We start from the raw sequence: 18,831 nt of genomic DNA on the forward strand, positions 1-18,831 counted from the left end.
AACCGTCGCTCGCCACAGGTTGAGTGTCATGCCGGCATTCAATCGTATCGAATGAACGGGTTGCCGTACATGTTCATGGCGAGGGATTGCGCGAAGCGCCCAGGGAAAATCCGCTCCACGTTCTGGTTTGCTAGCATGTTCGCCTCGGCCAAATTGCATCCCCCTTTCCACGCATCGAGGAACGACGGCAGCCAGTGGTAAGTGACACGAGCATCTAGGGGCCAAGGCGATGCGATGACAGCTGAGCATCCCGCGTCGAAGAGTTGCTTTGCCATTCCTGCGGTGGTTTCTCCGACTGGATCCTTGTCGAGCCTTCCGCCGCTGCAGACGAACAGAACGACGACATCGACGTTTCGAAGGACTCTTGCGAGGGACCGGGCCGTCACGCTCAGTTCACCCTCGTCGCTGATGCGAGCAAAGTAGCTCTTTCCTCCGGGAGCGATCCCTCCGTGCGCTGTAATGATGGCAAGTTTTGCATCGACAAAATCGGGCAGCGCGCTTTCTGTGTTAAGCACGATGCCGTGGTCAGAAAGAGTTTCTTCAAGCCGGCTGGACACCATCGCGAGGGTAGCGCCGCGATCTTCACTGCCGGAGATCCATGCGTGCTTGGCACGTCCCTTCGTTGACGGTTTCGCCAGCGCCGAACGTAGCCAAGACAGCGACGGAACCGACGCTAAAGCGTGGGTTAATCCGGCGAACTCCTGGTCTATACGCCAAAGGTTGAGTGGGAGGCCCTGAAGCGTTGTACTGCCGATGACAAGCGTAGGTGACGATGGCAATGGTGAGAATTTAAGAGTTTCGGTGCTCAGATAGAAGACGTTGGCATGCGCGTTATCATCAGCGTAGCCATAAGGATATTGCTTTGCCCAAGCCGATAACGCCTTTCCCGAGAATGTTGCAAGGCCCTCTTTCTGGGCGGCGAAATCCATTTTGCCAGCGCAGTCGACTCGAACGAGTTCGCCGGATTCGTTCAGGCCCGCCATCACTACGCTCGCCCCCCGTGACAATACATCCGAGATGACCTTGCTAGCAGACGCTACGTCTTCTACGACGGCGACCGGCGAGGAATTCGATCGCCAGCCCGGAGAGGCAATGGCCCGGTCCGCAAGAAGTTCGATCGCGAACGCTACCTCGTCCGGGCGAGTCAGAACTTCGGCACTCTTCAAGAAACGAGCGGCGATCGTTGAAGAAATTCGGGCGTCGTATGCTGTATCCGCAGCATATCGGGCCCTCTCTGAAGCTCGATGCACTGCGAGCAAATCTACAAGCGTGGGCGTTTTTGCAGAAACCGCGGCAGTCACAGCATCTAGCGCTGAGTCGTCACGCAAAAGGCTTGAGTAGACTTCGCGCGTTGCTTCCGCGACAGGTAGTTCGTGACCATCAGCGAAGTTGATAAGCTGAGCAAGGAGGCTGGCGATAGGCGCGCGGCTGTCATTTCGCAAGAGTGCGAGAGAGGCGACCGACGTCGCCTCCGTAAGCAGCGTTTCAATCGCTGCAGCCATCGAATTTTGCGTACGCGAGGCCTTCTTTGTTTCAACTGTAAGGCCGAGGTACCGGTGCTGCAATGCCATCTCGTCCGATTTGCCGAGATCCTGCAACAGTTCGGCGGCAAAACGATGCGTCACCGTCGCCTGTTCGAAGAGCGCCAGATCTCGGAAAACGCGGGTCAGCATGTTCGCTTCCTGCCACGCATCCTGTGTATCGACAGGACAGTCGATGAGAAATGCGCAGTTAATGGCGATAAGACACGCCAGGGTATCTCCGCCGGCCTTATAGACGTCGGCATTGAGAGCCCACGCCAGACGCAGGCGTTGAGGATGGTCGCCGGCAAGAATTAATGTCTGGCGACAAAGATCGCGAGCCTCTTGAGCCCGACCGCCTTTCATGAAAATCCCAGCAGCGGCGTAAAGAAGACGAAGGTCCTGGAGGGAGTCCTTCGCGTAAGGCGCGATGGCAAGCCCTAAGCCGAGCCAATTTCTTACTGCAGTAACGTCAAGTTCGTCCTTGAGGCGCCCTTCATAGTACCCAATCAGATCAGTGAAATTCGCAAGCAACGTCCTTGGGTCGGCGGGAACAAGCTCTTTAGGCAAACAAGCGTGTCCGAGCACGGTTGGCCCGTTGTCGGTCAGCCACTGAAAACCTGCTTCAAATGCTGGCGTCATCGCATGCACCTTGTCGAGTGGGGCGCCATGCTCTGGGTCGTTTCCGGTAAGAACAACCGGTCGGTCCAAGTTCCGGCTGACGAGATAAATCATCGTTACTTCGCCGTATCGTCCGCTGCCCTCAACAGATACAAAGTGTCGGACGCGACTATAGACGAAGTTGTCTTCCGGCCGACCCGCAAGATACTGGAGGATAAACGTCAGAGGCGTGACGAGTCTCTCCGGGTCAATAACGAATTCGTCGTTTCCCGGGCCCCGGGCAATCGCGATCTGCTCTATGGCGTCGAGCGTCATGAGTACGGTGCGCCTGTCCGCCTCGCGACCACTGAGAACCAACTCAACGATTTCGAGCGCATGTATGACCAATCCGCGAGAGAGCGCATCCCGAACTAGCCCGTCTTGAGCGAGCGTAGACCACTTCGGCCGACGTGAAACTATGCGTCGATTTATCTCCGGATAGTTCGGTATTTCTGAACTAGGGAGCTCGCTGGCCAGGAAGTGATAAGCCTCAGCTTCGCCGTTTGCTTCCGATAGTTGCTGCGCTTCGATGGCGGCAGCGGCATAGTCTCGCTTGTCGGTGGCGGCACGTAAGCGGTTGCGGATGTTGAGTTCGCTGGAAGGAAACCGACTCTGCAACTTTGTGGCGATAGCGGAACCGAGAGAAACGTCGTTGAGGCGCCACGCGACTTGAAGCCCAACTTCGAGAGCTTCCTTGGAACGCATCCGATCCCGGGCGTGTGAGAGCAGATCCCGAGCGAGCAACAGCGAACCGCTGTCAGCGGCAATTTGTGACAACTGAACCGTTATATCCGGTTCAGCAGTGTCGAAGTTTCCCATATCCTCAATCTGCTGCACGGCCAGTGCGGTAATACCTTTGTTCAGAAAGAGCTGAGCCTTGAGGACGGTACGTTCTTGTGCCTCAAGCTCCATTAACTGGTCGATGGAGCGTGACACCTTTCCAAGAAGGCCAGCTTCATCCCATTCGTGCCAATCCGACGCCATATCGTCGATCGTGCGACTAGCGCTTGTTCTGCCGACCGTCGAGCATACGGTTGCCCCTGTTGCGTTCAACAATTGCATCAGCGACGGCCGCCGCGGCTCAGCATGCTCGATGTCGACCACAAGCCTGAGCTTACGCTCGACTGAGACCTCTATCAGCATCTCAGCAAGATGGGCAAGATGAGGGACCCAATTGTCCTCGGCGAGGCGCAAGAACGAGCTCGCCGGGTAAGCGATTTTGCCCGTTTCAGTAAATCGGACGTGACCAACGCCGACAACGACTGCCACACTGGCCTCAGGAAGCTGTGACACTTCATGCAAAAGCGATTCAGCGAGCAAATCAGGCGCAGTGACGCGTCTGATCGAATCGCCCAGAACCGTTGCGCCGGCAAGTTGCGCAATGTCTTTGCGAGAGCTAATGTGAAGGTCAGAATCTGCAAAAATTATAGTCGCCGGTCGCGAGATGTGGTCGCCGTCCGACGACTGACTCTGCAAGAGACAGGACACGTACCCATCGACGCGAAGATCAGCGGGGATCTTCGGAGCGAATAATAGGGCGACGGTGCCGACCTCAGAATGTTGTTCGTTGAGTATGGTCGCAACGACGTCTGCAAAATCAGTAGCGTTCATAGTGTTCAATCAAGATCTGCTTTTTTGCCGCCGAGGGTTAGTCCATATCTCAGCTGGCATCTCAAAGCCTCGAAGCCGCCGCACCGTCGGACGGGTTCGCGGAGCTTTCCGCAATCCAGACGACATGAGAGCGCTTCTTATGGAGTTTGCGGTTGCGACGCACTTCACGGTGCGCGGAAATCGTGTCAGGTGGCCGGAACTTGAGCCGAACGAGCCCGAGCTGAAAGATGCTACCTTCGACTTTTTGATTGAGGACCTCGGCGACAATGGGTTGGAGGTTGAGTGCAAGTCGGTGTCTCATGACAAGGGCCGATCGATTCATCGCACAACGGCGTTCTCGCTATACGAGGTGTTGAGGAGGGAGCTCAATGCGTTCGCTTATAGCCTGAAGACCGGACTCGTGGTCGTTGTGACTGTACCAGGTTCGGTCCCAGGATCACCTTCCGAGCAGGATGCACTCGCGAAGCGAGTGCACCGCCAACTAGTACTTGGGCAGTCTGAGACGTTCGACGATGGATTGCGGATCAGCATAACTGATTGTGAGGTGCAACGACTTGGAGATGTCGAGCTGCGGACAGATAGCGAAGACGCTCGTGCAATCGTCGACGACATAACTGGTACGCGGAACCGGAGCGTATTGGTTATGGGAAGACACGGCGTCGGTGCGTTGTTGCTCATCCTTCAGAACTCCAAAGACGATGGGCTACTCAGCGCAGTTTTCGATACGGCGAAGAAAGCGGCGCGAAGTCAACTTTCGGGAGCGCGACCAGCGCTTATCTTATTGGGTTTCGAGGGCGTCGAGGCTGAACAGCTAGCGTGCCTAGCGCAACAAGATGAAGATCCCACGCAAGCACCGAGTGCTGCGCGATTGGCCGTCAGTCAGTTCCTATCTGGGGATGGCCGGGAACACGTTGTGGGCGTCGGTCTTCTCAGCCGTAACCGCTTGCGAGCTCGAGGCTCTGGCTGCTTCGACAGTGGCGGAGCGACCTACTACTTTGAGAACGAGAGCAGTCCCCTCCGGCTGCCGGTGTTCAAGGGTTTGTTTCGGGCATAAGCTTCGCGTCAGCCTGGCGGAGCGCACCTGATTTATACGGGGGTGCGGTCGATGAACTCTCCCAAGATTAAAGTTCTTTCAGCGTTTGCCGTAAACGAGCGTGCTCACCATCCATCTGGGTTTCGGGCCCCACAAGAAGGCCGAACCAGATCTGGCGCGCGGATGGGACATGCGTCTCACCAAAGAACTTGCCACCAGGAAAAGGGAGCTCAGCCGATGACCACAATCGAACGTCGCTCTATCAGTGACGCGGACATATCGGAAGTGCATGAAATTGTAGTGGAGCTCACCACTCGAACGCGGCCCGCGGGAAATCGAACGCCGATGGAGCTATGGTTCGACGAGGCTGCCACGGCATTACGAGACCACTCGATCGCAATGTTAAGTGCGCTGTTTTGCTTGGTGTTTCTGAGCTGGGCGTTCGAGAAAGAATCTTTGCCAGATGCCTTTTTGGTGGTGAGCGCGTTCGTTGGATTGATACTGCTTACTGCATCGTTCATTGGGATCGGCGGCGCTGTCCCGTTTATCAACCGTCTGCGCAAGGCCCCGTATTCGCCTCTGCTTTGGTCGGTTGAAGCTTGTTCTCGCATCGATCTACCGCTTTTGCACCGGCTCCTCTGCTGCAATCGGGACGCCATAGCTTATATGCTGGTGCAATTCAGCCACGAGCGTAGCTCATTCGAAAAGCGCGGTGCGATGCTCGCCGGGGCGCTCGACAAGATTGGGCTATTTCCGGCAATCGCGGCTTTCGTCGGAGTCGCAACATCGCTGTGGTCGCACTCGGAAACATTCGTTCGTGTGCTCGTTTTCGTAGTTCCGGCTTTCTATTTCATTAACTTTTTGAATTGGATGCTCTTGCAAGAAATGGATCGGACAATCGCGATCCTAAAGTATAGCCTTGACATTCTCGAAGCGGATCACGAGGGATTGTCGTTAGCCGAAACAAGCGTGCTAACGGACATTGGAATCGCAGCGTGACACAGACCGTGCAGAAACCATCGTCGGAGAGTCTTTCGCTTCGCGCAGTCAGCTTATCGTCAACACCCCAACTCGCAACTTAAATGGATCAGAAAAGCTTTCTTGAGCATTTTGGTGTCAGCCAAGATGAGATAGACTCTATGAAGAAGCGCGCAAGGATTGAGACATTTAATAAGAAAGCACTTCTCGCTCGCTTGTCGACAGCTCGGCGGACCCCAGACGCGGGCGCCTATATTTCAGAGCAGCTGTGGGCCTGTCACCGCGTTCTTTCCGCCGCTGGCGTTCACAACCTGATGTATCTAACTAGAGATCTCGTAGAACGGGGAGTCGCTCGTCTCTGCTGGGAGGAGCTGCTGGATCGGAGGTTCGGCGATCCAATGAATGTGCAAAATCGTGCGGTGTGGCTTTTGTTCCACGTCTGTTTGCAAGCTCAACGAGACTTTGCGCTCGATGTCTGCACCGCTCGATCCCGTGAGGATCTGCTAACAGGGCGTTTTTTAGAGGGGATTAAGGGCGCATGTGCTGTTTGGGCAGAATCGTCATCTTCTTATCTCCGGAGGGTAGAGAACGTCCTGGAAGTTTGCAGCCTCGATCTGACGGTTGGCGGGGCCGAGCAGGAAACCGGCGGAGACTTCGCTTTGATCTTGGACATCAAGGGCATTCCTTCTTGCGCGGAAGACTTCGAGCATAGTGTTGTGACGCTGACAGAAGGCGGCCCACGAGGTGACCTTTTTGTTCCTCTGATATTTCAGGCAAAGCGTTATACCGGTTCTACTGCAGACATCGCGAGAATAAATAGTACCCAAGGTTATCAATTCAATAAACTGCGGCAGAGAGATTGTGCTTCTGCCTATATTTTTTATGAAAACGGAGACAACGGCATTGACTATCCTGCACTTCCGATGGTCAAACCCGCTCATAAGTGCTTACCTGTGGAGTCACACCGTAAGACTGGCGTATTTGAAGGGAGTGTCGACTTTGCGACATACATTCTTCGCGCCGCGAACGGATTCGATGATATGCCGGCTGCGCAGACCCGCGAAGATGCGTTGAACATGATTCTCGCCAACGCATCGCCTGAAGGACTTACCAAACTCGTCGTACTCGGAAATACCGCGGGGCTCAAAAGGACATACGAGGAGGCGTTAGCCGCGCTTCGTGAAGAGATTGAGAGTGGATTATCGAAGGATCCGACGCAGCACGAACGACCAAGGACGAATAGACCGCGTTGATTCGCACGCCAGGAGTAAATGAAAAGTTTGTAGAGGAAAGCTATCTTCAGACGTACCGTTCCAAATCGAACGTATAGTCGGGCTAGCAGCTGATCCTGCTCATTATTCTGTTTTCGCTACAACGGTGAGGTAAGAAAGTCGACGGGGGTCGGGGGATGATGGACCGAGCTGGTGGGACGCGGTGCATCGCTCGAGACATTTTTCTCTGCCCAGCAAGGCGAATTGGGAGGAAATACCGATTTATGCGTCGATTCGTAACAGAATCGTCGAACGATTGGCGCGATAGCATCTCTGGGCGAAAATCTCCGTAAGCTGGTGTGGGTTTGCGCCCACGCCGAGAACGACTGCACGGATTCGAAGAAATGGCATTGTCGCCGCCCTTAGGCCCGCCAGATTGCGAGAGCAGACATTCGCGGTTGTACCGGTCCCTGTCGCCTCTGCGCACGACGGAGTCTGACCTATATTGGGTGCATTCAATGGCGCCTAGCGTCTTCCGGGATGCCGCGGAATGCGGCTACGTCATCCCGTCTCACTGTCCCTTATTTAACTGCGATCTAACATATCTGTTCTACGGCCGGCCAGCTTATCGCTTTGGCTACGACGGTTCGATGCGCGCTGGTCAATGGGCACCGTGCGTCTTCGTCTTTCATCCTACAATTGAGCTTCGCGGCGTCCAGATGTACCCGTTCGATACCGGTGCGTTTTTACGTGGAAGATTCGAACAATGGATACCGCGCCAATACAGCCTCGCAGATTTCGAGTTGCCAATATCCTGCGGGGCGCCTGGCCATTTCATTCAGGCTTTTTACGGTTCGAACGTTGACTATTGGGTCGGCGACGGACGTGTGGCAGCTTCGTATCGCGGTTGCGAACTCGAGCGCGCCGTCCTCGCCGACATGATTTCTGATCGCGCGGGGAACCGCGCAGACAACAGGCGCCAGGCAATCGAAATGGCGTTAGCGGAAAAAATTCCGATCGACCGCGAGCATGTCGCGGCGCTTGTGGTTCCCGATCGTTTGAAAGACGCGCCTTTTGTTTTGCCCTATCAACTTGAGAAGAACATTCCCGTTTTTACCTACAGGCTGTATGAAACCGCAACGGTAATCGAGCATCAAGTGCATATCGAGGAAACCGTACGGCGTGTGCATCAACTGAATGGGGCGATTTGAAATGGATGCCATATTCAAGCCGCACGGTTTTACACTAATCGATCCTACTCTTCCGGGGTTCGCCCGGAGCGTTTTTGCGTCTACTCGCGATGGTCGACTTTTCATACAGGAAGTTGGAAGAGACGAAACTGTCCGGTTTGTGAACGTCGAATTTGAAGATGCGGAGATTTCAAAGTTTGACGACGCCGCAATTGGAAAGTTGACTCAAATACGGCGGATGGGAAGAGCTGTCCATGACTGGTATTCGACGCCACTCTATGTATTTTCATGGGGAGACGGAAAGATTACGGCAGGGTGCAAAGATGAGGTAGCGATAGGTCTGCTCGAAAGACTTCATGACTTGATTCAGTGGCCGCATATCTATGCATCTGCTGCGGACTTCATCTATTCCTCAAAAGCAACACTAGGCGGAGCGATCCATACTTATCGCCGCAATGATGGCGACCTTCTGTTTTTTGCGGACCAGAAGGTAGCTTCTTTGCAGATGCGAACAAATAAGATCCTCACAACGGTTCTGCCAAGTCGTGTCGTACCGCTTAATCACGACGCTGAGGCGAGGCGGTTATATCAGCGATTCAAAGAAAGACTCGACGCTAATGTGATGACACTTGCCGCTCTTTATTTGGAGACGGGGCGAAGTGAGCAAGTAATCAAGCTTATTGAGTTGAAGTCGGAAGGATCTGATCCAACACCTCCACCATGGGCGAGAGTCATAGATGAGGTTGTCGGCAGACTTCGATTTGCGGACAATGAAATTGCAAAAAGAAAGTACCGAGTAGCGACTTCAGTGTATGCAAGCGTGCGTGCGAAATATATATCTCAAATTGATGACGAAATTGTTCGGAAGCTTGCGGAGTTCTCCATCTCAAAGAGGTGCGATCTGCTGAGAACGAGTCGTGATGTATTGCGTCTTCGGGAGTGGCAGTTGCTTGACTGTCTGTTGCAAGAGCTTGGCTGCCTTGCCGGTAGTCCAAACGAGTGGATTGGATACGCTGGACGATCTCTGCTACTACTCGCCAGTCTGTTCTTGTCTGAGAAAGAGACTGGGCGAGCGCGAGATGTCTTGGCAATTGTCGCAGAGCTGGCGACTTTGGCGGCGGAGCGGAAACTGTCAATAGACTATGACCTTGCGTTGGAGTTTCTTTTAAGTCAGGCGTCCCTTGAGGTATGCGCAGGCGACCCCGATCGTGCAGAAGAGTGCTACCTGCAAGCGATCTCGCGTCTGCGAAGGGATGACGAGAACGCCAACACCATGGTGTCCTTGGCTTCAGTGCTGGCGACGTTGTCCAACTTGTACCTTGGGCAGGAACGTCTAATTGCGGCGGAAGCAACTGCGATTGAAGCAGTGGCCATGGGAAGAATCTTGACGCTCGGCGGAATCCCAAAAAGCAGAGAAAGCTTGTTTACCGCTCAAGGTGTCCTCGAGAGATTGTACGTTGGAGCCAGTCGGGACTTAGAGCTCTCTCTCCTGCGCAAGACACTGGATGCTTCGACACGGAGTTGATTGCTGTATACGACACATGAGTCGCTCGACGACTTCCCACAGGCGCCATGCGCCTGTGGGTTGCGCCGTGGCATCGGATCACTAAAGTGTTCCGTTGCGCTGCCGTTAACGACTACGGAGGGGCAGAAAAGCCAGTCGTGACAGGTGAGAATGATGCATCGCAACGAGACCGGATCCCTTTTTGGAAGATGAAAAACAACAAAGCTCGTTTTCGCGTTAATTCCCGGCTGGCACACATTCTCAGCCAAGAGTACACCTCGAGTGAGAAGGCTCTCAAAGAGCTTGTGGACAACGCTTGGGACGCCGACGCAGAGCGTGTAACCATATCATTGCCAGAGCCGATGAGCGATGCGCCGATTGTCATCTCGGACGATGGAAGCGGCATGACCACAGCGGAGCTGAATAACCACTACCTCTCGATCGCGTCGGATCGCCGCGCAAGAAGTGGCGAGCGTACCGCCCGTAAGCAGCGGTTGGTCAAAGGGCGCAAGGGGATCGGCAAGTTCGCGGGACTGATGACAGCCTCGGTGATGACGCTTGAAACCTGCGCACGAGGGACAAGGACGAGCTTCACTCTGCGACTTCAGGATTTGTTAAGTGCTGACGACCTTGACCTGTTGGACCTAGAGCTCGTTACTGCTGTCTGCGACTCGACCGCACACGGGACGACGATTACTCTCAGCGACCTTGACCAGCAGTTGGCGTTTCCTAGTCCTCAGGGACTGAGGCAACTACTGTTGCAAGACTATGGTCGCGAAACTGATTTTGGCATCATTGTTGACGGGAAACCGCTTGGCGTTGACGACGTTGTCGGGACATTCAAGGACAGTACGTTTTCCGTACCGAATGTGGGGGAAGTCAAGCTTCGGTTCGCGATCGCAGAGAAAAAGTCGGTGTCACGTCTGCCTGGAATCGTGATACGTGTCGACGGAAAGGTTGTTGGGAAACCGTCTTTCTTCGGATTGGAGGAACGCGACGATTTCCCCCCGAAGCTTTTGAAGCGTCTCTACGGTGAGATAGATGCGGATGGACTTCGAGATCATGTCACCGCTGGTTGGGACAGCCTTATTGAGAATAGCGAGCTTCTGGAGCAGGTAAGAGAAGTCGTTGCGCCACTTGTTCTTCAGGCGTTCAAGGAAACGCACGGCAAGGAGCTACAGCTCGCTCATGCTCGGCTGAAGCGTGAAATCAAAGAACGGCTAGCTGCGCTTCCAGAAAACCGACGGGAATATGCCGAAACTGCAATCAGGAAGGTGCTCGACAAATTCTACGGCGAACCGCCGGAGAAAGTGGAGCCTTTCATCCATGTTCTGCTGGAGGCAATCGAGCGATCAGACTACGGTTCCGTGGTCAGGCACTTGGCGGAAGCGCGACGTAGAGATGTAGTCGCACTTGCCGAGGCGCTGGACGAGTTTGGTCTCGCCGACATGGCTTATCTCGTTGAGCAGGCGGGAGCACGTCGAGAATTTTTAGACAATCTTGAAGCGCTCGCTAAGGATGCGAGCACCATCGAAGCGCAGATGCACAGAGCCGTCGAGCGGAATCTTTGGATATTTGGCCCCGAGTATTCTATCTTCAGCTCGAACCAGACACTGCAGCGCCAGGTGGAGGACATGCTTGGCAAGAAGTTTACGGGAACACGTTCAAAAAAACGGCCTGACCTGCTGCTCAATGAGAATCTTAGTGGAGAGTGCTTGCTCATCGAGTTCAAACGACCATCGCACGCGTTAAATCGCGGCGACTACGAGCAAGCTACTCATTATAGACACGACTTGACGAAGCACATGGGCAAGAGGATTAAAGTGTTGTTGGTCGGTGGAGACCGTTCTTCCGACTACCCGACGAACAATACAGAGCCGGACGTTGTGGCGCATACTTTCCTGGACGTCATTGCAACAGCGAGACGTCAACTGGATTGGCAACTCCGACAGCAACGCTGACGCCTGGTGAGCCTCGTTTCTGAAGCAGAGTGAAGGTGCCGATGACCAGCACAAGGGTCAGCTTACTCCCACTTTTTGTATAGCGCGGAGGCTACCATCCCAATCAAAACGCTTTGCCCGCGCGTCAGCCGCGGCGAATTTTTCTTAATTACTATCGCTCCGCGCTTAACCATACATGTCTCGTTTGGGAATCGACCGTGCAACCGGGCAAATCTTCGAGGGAAAGGATCATCCGCGCTACCTCGCCGTACCTACGCCAGTCGTGTCGCAATGCAAGCTCATAGAAACCCCCTCTGATCTGTCCCAGCTACCGCTTGGGCTCGACAGTCATCCCTTCGGTTGGGTGTTTCGCGAGGAATCCTTCGACCCTGTGTCACGTGTAAGAAGGGGGCGGCTATATCAGAAGCTCGGGAACTCCGGCTGGGAACAAATGCTGGTTGATGCCAGCACGTTCGCTATTTCCGACTATTCGAGCAAACGGAACGATGGCCGCTTGTATAAGGAACTGTGCGTCTATGCTCAATGCTCCGAGCTTTTGGGGAGACCCGACAGAGGTGAGGGGCTGCGTTTGGCGATAGGTGTGGCCGGGTCGTTTTCAACCTGGCAGATACTGCAAACGGAGTCCACGGTCAGCCAGGATGTGCTAGTCACGCTTCGAGCAGAGTCGGCACTTGGCATAATGCCGTCGCTGCACGAGGCGCGGATTCACACCGAGAGCCTCCCCGCGGTAAAACGGGCCTACCAGCGCGTGCTAAACGCGGCGTATCGAGAATTGCCAACGTCAGTAGTAGACCAGTGTCGCAACCTCTGCGTCGTGTTGATCTCGAGATGGCTTTATCAACTGTCGGGAGATGCTTCGTTACTCGGGGAAGATCTAGCTCGATGCATCGGCGCGATTCAGCGTCACTTCGGCCAGGGCAGTCACGTCTTGCTACGTTCCGCGCTCGAGGTTGTGAACATGTTGCATCCGCGCGGCAAGGAGAACGAGCGGCATCGGCGTAACCTCCGCGAAGTCACTGAGGATGATGCGAACCTCGCGGTCCACGCAACCGGCTTCGTGCTCCGCGAAATTGACTGGGCGCTTTGAGCCGTTTGTCGACTCCGACCAGACCTCCATATGTTCGAAAGATATAAACCCGTCCGAGATTTGATGCGCTGCTACAGCATTGATGAATCGCTGGTCATTATCTGGCAGTTGTCGCGGCACGTTGTGGCCGGTGGCCCGGCGCCGTCGATCGATGGGGCGCCCGGAAAGGACCTAAGGAAGATTATTTTTCCCCATCAGCTTAGCCTTGTTTGTCGTGAGGTACTGCTGCACGGAACCATCGGGCGGGGAACACGGACGCTGTCCAACTGGCATGACCTAGAGAAAGCCTTCGGGGCAGTTCAGGCGTACTTGGAATACACGTCAGCAACCACGGAAGGCAACTTCCAGCTAGAACTGCATCGCATCGGGCAGCAGCAGTTGTCCTTACAGCGAAGACCTTCGCTGGGAAGGTTCATGCGATATGTCGCCTTGTACGAGAGCAAGGACGTCGCTGCCGTCCTTGAGCGCGCGATTGGCATCTCGGCGAGAGACTATACGTTTCTTGGCTTCATGACGTACACGCAGTTCGCCAAATCGCCGCGCTTCGTTACGAGTGTCGACCTGGAGAAGGCTGGCATTGACCATGAGACGAGAGATCGATTCTTCGAGCGTATGACCGGCTCTCTCTCGGCGACACGCGCCCAACTTCGAAAAAGCCAGCGGTTCGACCATACGTGGGCATACACGTTTGACACGCTTGACGACAGGCCGCTCGTCAATCTCGACCCGTTGTACCCCGAGAGGACCTATTGCCCGATGCCCGAGAGGATGCTGACCCGATTCACGGAAGGGACGTTCTATCTCTTGTTTCAGCAAAAGGGATTTGATGCGGCATTTGGCAAAGCGTTTGAAGAATATACAGCGGACGTTCTCCGAAGGACTTGCATGCCGTCGCGGGTGACAGTGCACGAAGAGATGCCCTTCATGGTTCGGGGGAATGTGCACCACGGTGTCGATTTCGTGCTGTCGGACATACATGCGAACGTTTTCGTTGAGTGTAAGACGAAGCGACTGGATCTGCGAGGCCGCATCGCATCTTCGGCTGAGGATCTCGACGCTCAGTTGACAATTCTCGCGGAAGCGATTGCTCAAAATTATCGGAATATAGTCCTTGCGTTGGATGGGAAATCGCATTGGGTCCGCAATTCCTTGCCGTGTGCGAATCTTGTAGTGACTTTGGAAGACTGGCTTCTGGTAAGCCCTGACGCGCACGATACGCTGGTAAGCAAGGTTCAGGCGATTCTCACGAGCAGGGGGTGCAATGCGGCTCTTCTGCGGCGGATTCCATTTGCTATTCTCTGCGCTGAAAAATTTGAAGTGTTTTGCTGTGCGATAGCCAAGCACGGTATCAAGGCTGTCGTGGACCCCTTGTTCGAAGAGTACCGAGGTCCTTGGACGCTTTCTGCACACCTTGAAACCGACTTTCGGGATGTTGCAGAATCGGCCAGCTCATTGTTTGCGGACGCCTTCGCGGAGTATGGGCGAAACATGGTGACGCCGGTAGTGAATTGGAAAGAAAATATATCAAAAGTGCTACCATTAAATATAAAAAACTATGTCAGAGAAGATGCCTAGGTTTCTGGTTGAATGTGCAAACGACCACGTTGAGCAGGTCAGGACTGCGCTCAAACGAGCTGTCGAGTACTGCATCGCAGAAAAGATATGGACAATCGCGGTGATTGTGCCGGCACTTCAGCATGTAGACTCCTCGACGGTCGGCAAGGTTTTAGGGGGTGAGAATGTCAAGGCAATGTCGCAAGGCAAAGTGCTCAAGGTTTCGGACTCTCAGGAGGTTTCGATGGCACTCACGCCTGCGGCCAAGGCGGCTAACGCGGATACTGGTTCCCTCTTACTCGCAGTACATCTTGACGAGTCTGATATTGGGAAGGTAGATGATCATTCTCGAGCTTCAGCGATTGTCTACTGCCCATGGACCGAAGACGCGGGGAGACTGTGGCTCAGGACCTGGCAACCCACATTCTGGGGAACCCAGACGTGGAAGGTGCCTCCGCTGGGACTCAGTCCTGCAGTTGAGGCTGCGCTGAAAAGTATCCATACGGTCGTGAACGTGTCGAGCGGTCTGACGCACACATCTGACAAGGCATTTGCTGCGAGCCGATTCAAGGCGCTCGGGAAGCAGGGTGAACTCTTCGAGCTGGATGATCTCCGCATCTGGGCCCTTCGTCATGGTTGGAAGCAAAGCGGTGCGAAAGCATTAGTCAAGGTCGCCGCCAAGTATGCAAACTGACCGTCGACCTGACTTGATCTGTTGGCAACTTCCCGGCCCGTTGATTGTTCGAAATGAGGGCGCGGCCTTCGGGCATGAGGTGTGATGGGATAAGGAAGCGCCGACCCACGGTCGAGCCGCTTGGAGCCTCCTTCGACGGCGCAGTTGATCGAGAAAGGGTTGTGGCGTTGTCGCAAGTGCGATGTAAGTGTTTGCTGCGTCTTTCAGGTCACCCCTACGATTTCATGCTCTGATTTCTCAGTTCCTTGTCAAATGACGGGGCAGTCTAATGGTTGGTGCAATCACATGAATTCCTCGATTAAATCGAGCGCGGTCCCACAAACGCTCCTAAACGACTGACATTTCGCAGAATGGTGTGGCATAGTGCGACCATCGCATACATAAGGAGGGGTGCTATGGCAACGCTGAGCGAAATTCAGGCAAAGATACAAAAGCTACAGGAGCAGGCAGCGGAAATTGCCAAGAAGCAATCGTCCAAGGTGCTCGCAGAGATTCGAAGTCTGATGGACAAACATGGCGTGACGATTGCCCATATTGAAAGCTATGGCAAATCGGGTCGAGGTCAGAAGGCGCCGTCTTCGCAGTTGTCTGCGAAACACGCAGGAGCTGAGAAATATCGCGATCCAAAAACCGGGGCGACGTGGACTGGTCACGGCCGCGCGCCAGCGTGGATTGCGAACGCCAAGAACCGGAATCGCTTCTTGATCGATGCTGATACGACCACTCCGCCGGTCGCCGCATCGAAGCAACCGAAAGCTGGGAACTATGTGCGCGGACCGCAGGCTCCGAAGTATCGCGACCCCGAAAGTGGGGCGACCTGGAGTGGCCGTGGTAAAGCTCCAGCATGGTTAGCCAGCGCCAAAGACCGAACAAAATTTCTTATCGACAAGCTTACTGAGGCGCCTGAGGTGTCCGACGCCGCTCCGGGGAAGAAGACCGCCGCTAAGAAAGGAGCTTCGTACAAGGCCGGGGCGAAGAAGGCGGTGACAAAGAAGGTTGCCAGTAAAAAGGTAGCGACGAAGAAGCCGGCCGCAAAGAAAGCAGCCTCGAAGACGGCCACCGTGAAGAAGGTGGCAGTGAAGAAGAGTGCAGTTGCTGGCAAGAAGGTGCCGGCGAAGAAAGCGCCGACGACTGCAGAGGTCACGCCGTCGACTGCTGAGCAGGGAAGCGCTGAGGCGAATTCGACGGCGACGGCTTGAGCCGCACTTCGGAGTCGTCTGTGGCTGAACAGGGAGTGGCCGCCCTGATCATAGATATGGATCGCACGACGGTTCAGGCCGATCCAGCATCACGGCCGGTCCCGACCCAAGAGCCAGCGGATTTAGGAAATACCCATCTTTGCAGTGAACAGCAATCCATGCGATTCCCGAGCGTCTTGCTGACTGCGTGAGTCTCGTCTGTGCACGCGGCGAACGGCTCCGAAGCGATTCTAACGGGAATTCGTATTGGTACAAAATTCTTTGCCAGAAGTGTTTTAAGAAAACACTCATCGAATAAAGGAAGATTTCGTTGGAATGAAATCGCAGGGCGAATTTTGGCTCGATCTTCGATTGGCGATTAAGCAATTTTGGTGTTATACATCGATAGTCACGCGTCGGCCGAGCACCGAGCCGCCCGACGTTAATGCCGCTTCTTCCGACTGAAGAGCTTCGGCGGTGACCTCCAGCATGGACGGGTGCGACCGGTGGCGCGCTGGGGAAATCGGACTACCACGGGGGTAGGTTGAAATAGTCCGGGCGGTGGCGAATAGAGAGCCGCGACCTCAAAGTCTGTCGGAGCCATTTCAGAACGAGATGGTGGAAGGGGAACCTGCGGTGTCTGGCAGGGGCCCCGGCTATTCCTAGCTACCCTAAAGGAAGATATGCTCACTAAGGATCCGCTTCCGTGAGCGTGTGCTTCTATTCTCGATTGAGCTTGTTTCTTTTAACGTGTGCGCAATCTCAAGAGCATATGCTTGCGTAAGGATATGCTTCCCCCTGGTTGCGTGCATCATCAAAGGCCGCTGCGCGGCTGGCAGCCAGGAGAGGATGCTTGCAGCGAGCGTCCATCTCCCGTTGGCGGCAAGCGCATGCATTTGGTGACGGGGCGCGTGTGCCTCATCACCGGTCTGCTCCGAGGGCCAGTGTCGTGCATGTTTCGCCTGGGGGCACTGCGTAGCTGGCGGCCAACGAGCGGATGTCTGCGTCGCGCATGCAACTCGCGTTGCCGACTGGCATCCCGGGGAATGGCGCCGCGGTGTACGCTGTCATCGGTGCTCTCGCGTGATCTGCTGTGCGGAGTGTGATTCGGTCCTCTCGCTGCTGGCCCGGCGCTCAACTTCGCGTCGATGCCAGCCTCGTGCTCGATCGCTCTCTCGTGGCGGCATGCGCCGTCGGTGCGCTCTTGGCAATACGAGTGAGAGTTTTCCGCTACCGTAGTTCAAGGGTAAGCGCGCAGAAATGGACGTCTGGAACTGTTTGATCTGAGCGCGCAGGCTATGTCCACTGTTTCGAATCAGTGGACACCTTTCATGACAGAAGAGCACTCAGAAACGACCGGGTTGAAGGTCGTCAACGTTGGTCGGGACGGCAAGCGCAGATATGATCGGCAAACCAAACAGAAGTTGGTGGAAGCGTGTCTTGAGCCGGGCGCTTCGGTCGCCGGACTCGCACTCAAGCATGGAGTCAACGCCAACTTGCTACGCAAGTGGATCAAGCTGCATCAGCAGCGACTGGCTGGCACGTCCCTAAAGCCGGCGCCGACTGGCACCGCTTTCGTTCCGGTAGTCGAAGTCGATAGTCACGAAGCGGTGGTTGCGCCCGCATCCACGAAGGCACACCGCCACACCCCCGCAGCAAGGACGTCATCGCCCACTTCGGCGCGGTTGATGGTGCAGATGCCCAACGGCGTCACACTCCGGTTTGAATGCACCAACAATGACGCGCCGTTGCTATCGGCCATGATCGAGACGCTTGGACGGTGCGATGTTCCGCCTGGACGATGAACTGAAAGTCTATGTGCATCGTGACGCCGTGGACTTCCGCAAGAGCATCAACGGTCTCGCAGCCATCGTCGAGCGTCAATGAAGCTCGATCCATTCGCGCGTGCGGTTTATGTGTTCAGCAATCAGCGGCGCGACCGCATCAAGATGCTGCTGTGGGACCGTAACGGCTTCTGGCTTCTCATGAAACGCCTCGAGCAGGACCGCTTCGTATGGCCGCGCAAGGAAGCGGTGCTCATGCTGCGAACAGAGCAACTTCACTGGCTACTGGACGGCATCGACATCGAAGCGATGCGCGCGCATCCGAGGCGTTATTATCAGCGCGTGACCTGAAACGAGAACCGGCATCGCTGGTCTAATTCAGCGATGCCGCCATCATCCTCTTCTTCTACCGACGAACTGCAGGCGCTGCGCGCAGAACTCGCTGCCATGAAGGGCGAGTTGCGTGTGGTGACAGTCGAACGCGATTTGTTGCGCGAGAGACTTAAGGCCTATCAGCGGCAGTTGTTTGCTTCCAGGAGCGAAGTGCGCGGTGCTGAGCAACGCGACCTCTTCCTGAACGAAGCAGAAGCCCTCGCAACGGGATGCGAGCCGGCGCAACAGGCCGAAACTGAACAGAGCGTCGAAGTCGGCGCGCATGAACGCAGGAAGCGTGGGCGCAAACCGTTAGACCCGATGCTGCCTCGCGAGGTCGTGCGCCATGAGTTGCCCGAATCAGAACGCGTCTGCGCACACGATGGCCACGCACTGGTCGAGATCGGCGCCGAGATCAGCGAGCAACTCGATATCGTGCCGCAGCAGGTTCGCGTTGTTGCCTTTCGCCGTAAAGGGGCCGGGTGTTTTCGGCG

Annotated in this window: 13 protein-coding genes and 1 pseudogene; 13 read left to right on the plus strand and 1 reads right to left on the minus strand. The window is 55.2% G+C overall.

Annotated elements, in window-relative coordinates:
• Positions 1–38: 38 nt before the first annotated feature.
• Positions 39–3,791 (minus strand): CHAT domain-containing protein, encoded by a 3,753-nt coding sequence (locus JYK05_RS14770; protein ID WP_241269996.1) that lies wholly within the window; start codon positions 3,789–3,791, stop codon positions 39–41.
• Between the two features lie 124 nt (positions 3,792–3,915).
• On the opposite strand from JYK05_RS14770, the gene JYK05_RS14775 reads away from it, so the two are divergent.
• The 13 genes and pseudogenes from JYK05_RS14775 to JYK05_RS14835 form a co-directional block, all read left to right on the plus strand.
• Positions 3,916–4,845 (plus strand): hypothetical protein, encoded by a 930-nt coding sequence (locus tag JYK05_RS14775; RefSeq protein WP_206469208.1) that lies wholly within the window; start codon positions 3,916–3,918, stop codon positions 4,843–4,845.
• A 216-nt stretch (positions 4,846–5,061) separates the two neighbouring features.
• The gene (locus JYK05_RS14780; RefSeq protein ID WP_175941003.1) at positions 5,062–5,823 is read left to right on the plus strand and encodes a hypothetical protein; all 762 of its coding nucleotides are present in this window, start codon (positions 5,062–5,064) and stop codon (positions 5,821–5,823) included.
• 83 nt (positions 5,824–5,906) lie between these two features.
• Complete coding sequence (locus tag JYK05_RS14785) at positions 5,907–7,055, plus strand: hypothetical protein (protein WP_175941004.1); 1,149 nt, start codon at positions 5,907–5,909, stop codon at positions 7,053–7,055.
• Positions 7,056–7,531: 476 nt separating this feature from the next.
• Entirely contained in the window at positions 7,532–8,224 is a 693-nt protein-coding gene (locus tag JYK05_RS14790; protein WP_175941005.1) for a hypothetical protein, read from the plus strand.
• A gap of 1 nt (position 8,225) precedes the next feature.
• A complete protein-coding gene (locus tag JYK05_RS14795) occupies positions 8,226–9,728 on the plus strand; it encodes a hypothetical protein (RefSeq protein ID WP_175941006.1) in 1,503 nt (500 codons plus the stop codon).
• Between the two features lie 188 nt (positions 9,729–9,916).
• A complete protein-coding gene (locus tag JYK05_RS14800) occupies positions 9,917–11,668 on the plus strand; it encodes an ATP-binding protein (RefSeq protein WP_206469566.1) in 1,752 nt (583 codons plus the stop codon).
• Positions 11,669–11,843: 175 nt separating this feature from the next.
• The gene (locus tag JYK05_RS14805) at positions 11,844–12,755 is read left to right on the plus strand and encodes a hypothetical protein (protein WP_175941007.1); all 912 of its coding nucleotides are present in this window, start codon (positions 11,844–11,846) and stop codon (positions 12,753–12,755) included.
• 63 nt (positions 12,756–12,818) lie between these two features.
• Positions 12,819–14,330, plus strand: a complete 1,512-nt coding sequence (locus JYK05_RS14810; RefSeq protein ID WP_175941008.1) for a hypothetical protein — start codon at positions 12,819–12,821, stop codon at positions 14,328–14,330.
• Positions 14,311–15,003, plus strand: a complete 693-nt coding sequence (locus JYK05_RS14815; protein WP_175941009.1) for a hypothetical protein — start codon at positions 14,311–14,313, stop codon at positions 15,001–15,003. Before JYK05_RS14810 ends, JYK05_RS14815 begins: the two co-directional genes overlap by 20 nt.
• A 395-nt stretch (positions 15,004–15,398) precedes the next feature.
• Entirely contained in the window at positions 15,399–16,202 is an 804-nt protein-coding gene (locus JYK05_RS26585) for an H-NS histone family protein (RefSeq protein ID WP_175941010.1), read from the plus strand.
• A 1,310-nt stretch (positions 16,203–17,512) separates the two neighbouring features.
• Positions 17,513–17,986, plus strand: coding sequence for a transposase (locus tag JYK05_RS14825; RefSeq protein WP_175941011.1), 474 nt, complete (start codon positions 17,513–17,515; stop codon positions 17,984–17,986).
• Between the two features lie 78 nt (positions 17,987–18,064).
• A complete protein-coding gene (tnpB, locus tag JYK05_RS14830; RefSeq protein WP_175941012.1) occupies positions 18,065–18,316 on the plus strand; it encodes an IS66 family insertion sequence element accessory protein TnpB in 252 nt (83 codons plus the stop codon).
• A 33-nt stretch (positions 18,317–18,349) separates the two neighbouring features.
• A pseudogene (locus JYK05_RS14835) lies at positions 18,350–18,823 on the plus strand (IS66 family transposase zinc-finger binding domain-containing protein); the annotation flags it as partial.
• Between the last annotated feature and the right edge of the window lie 8 nt (positions 18,824–18,831).

Origin of the sequence: Caballeronia sp. M1242 (genome assembly GCF_017220215.1) — a bacterium.
In the GTDB taxonomy this organism is placed as follows: domain Bacteria; phylum Pseudomonadota; class Gammaproteobacteria; order Burkholderiales; family Burkholderiaceae; genus Caballeronia.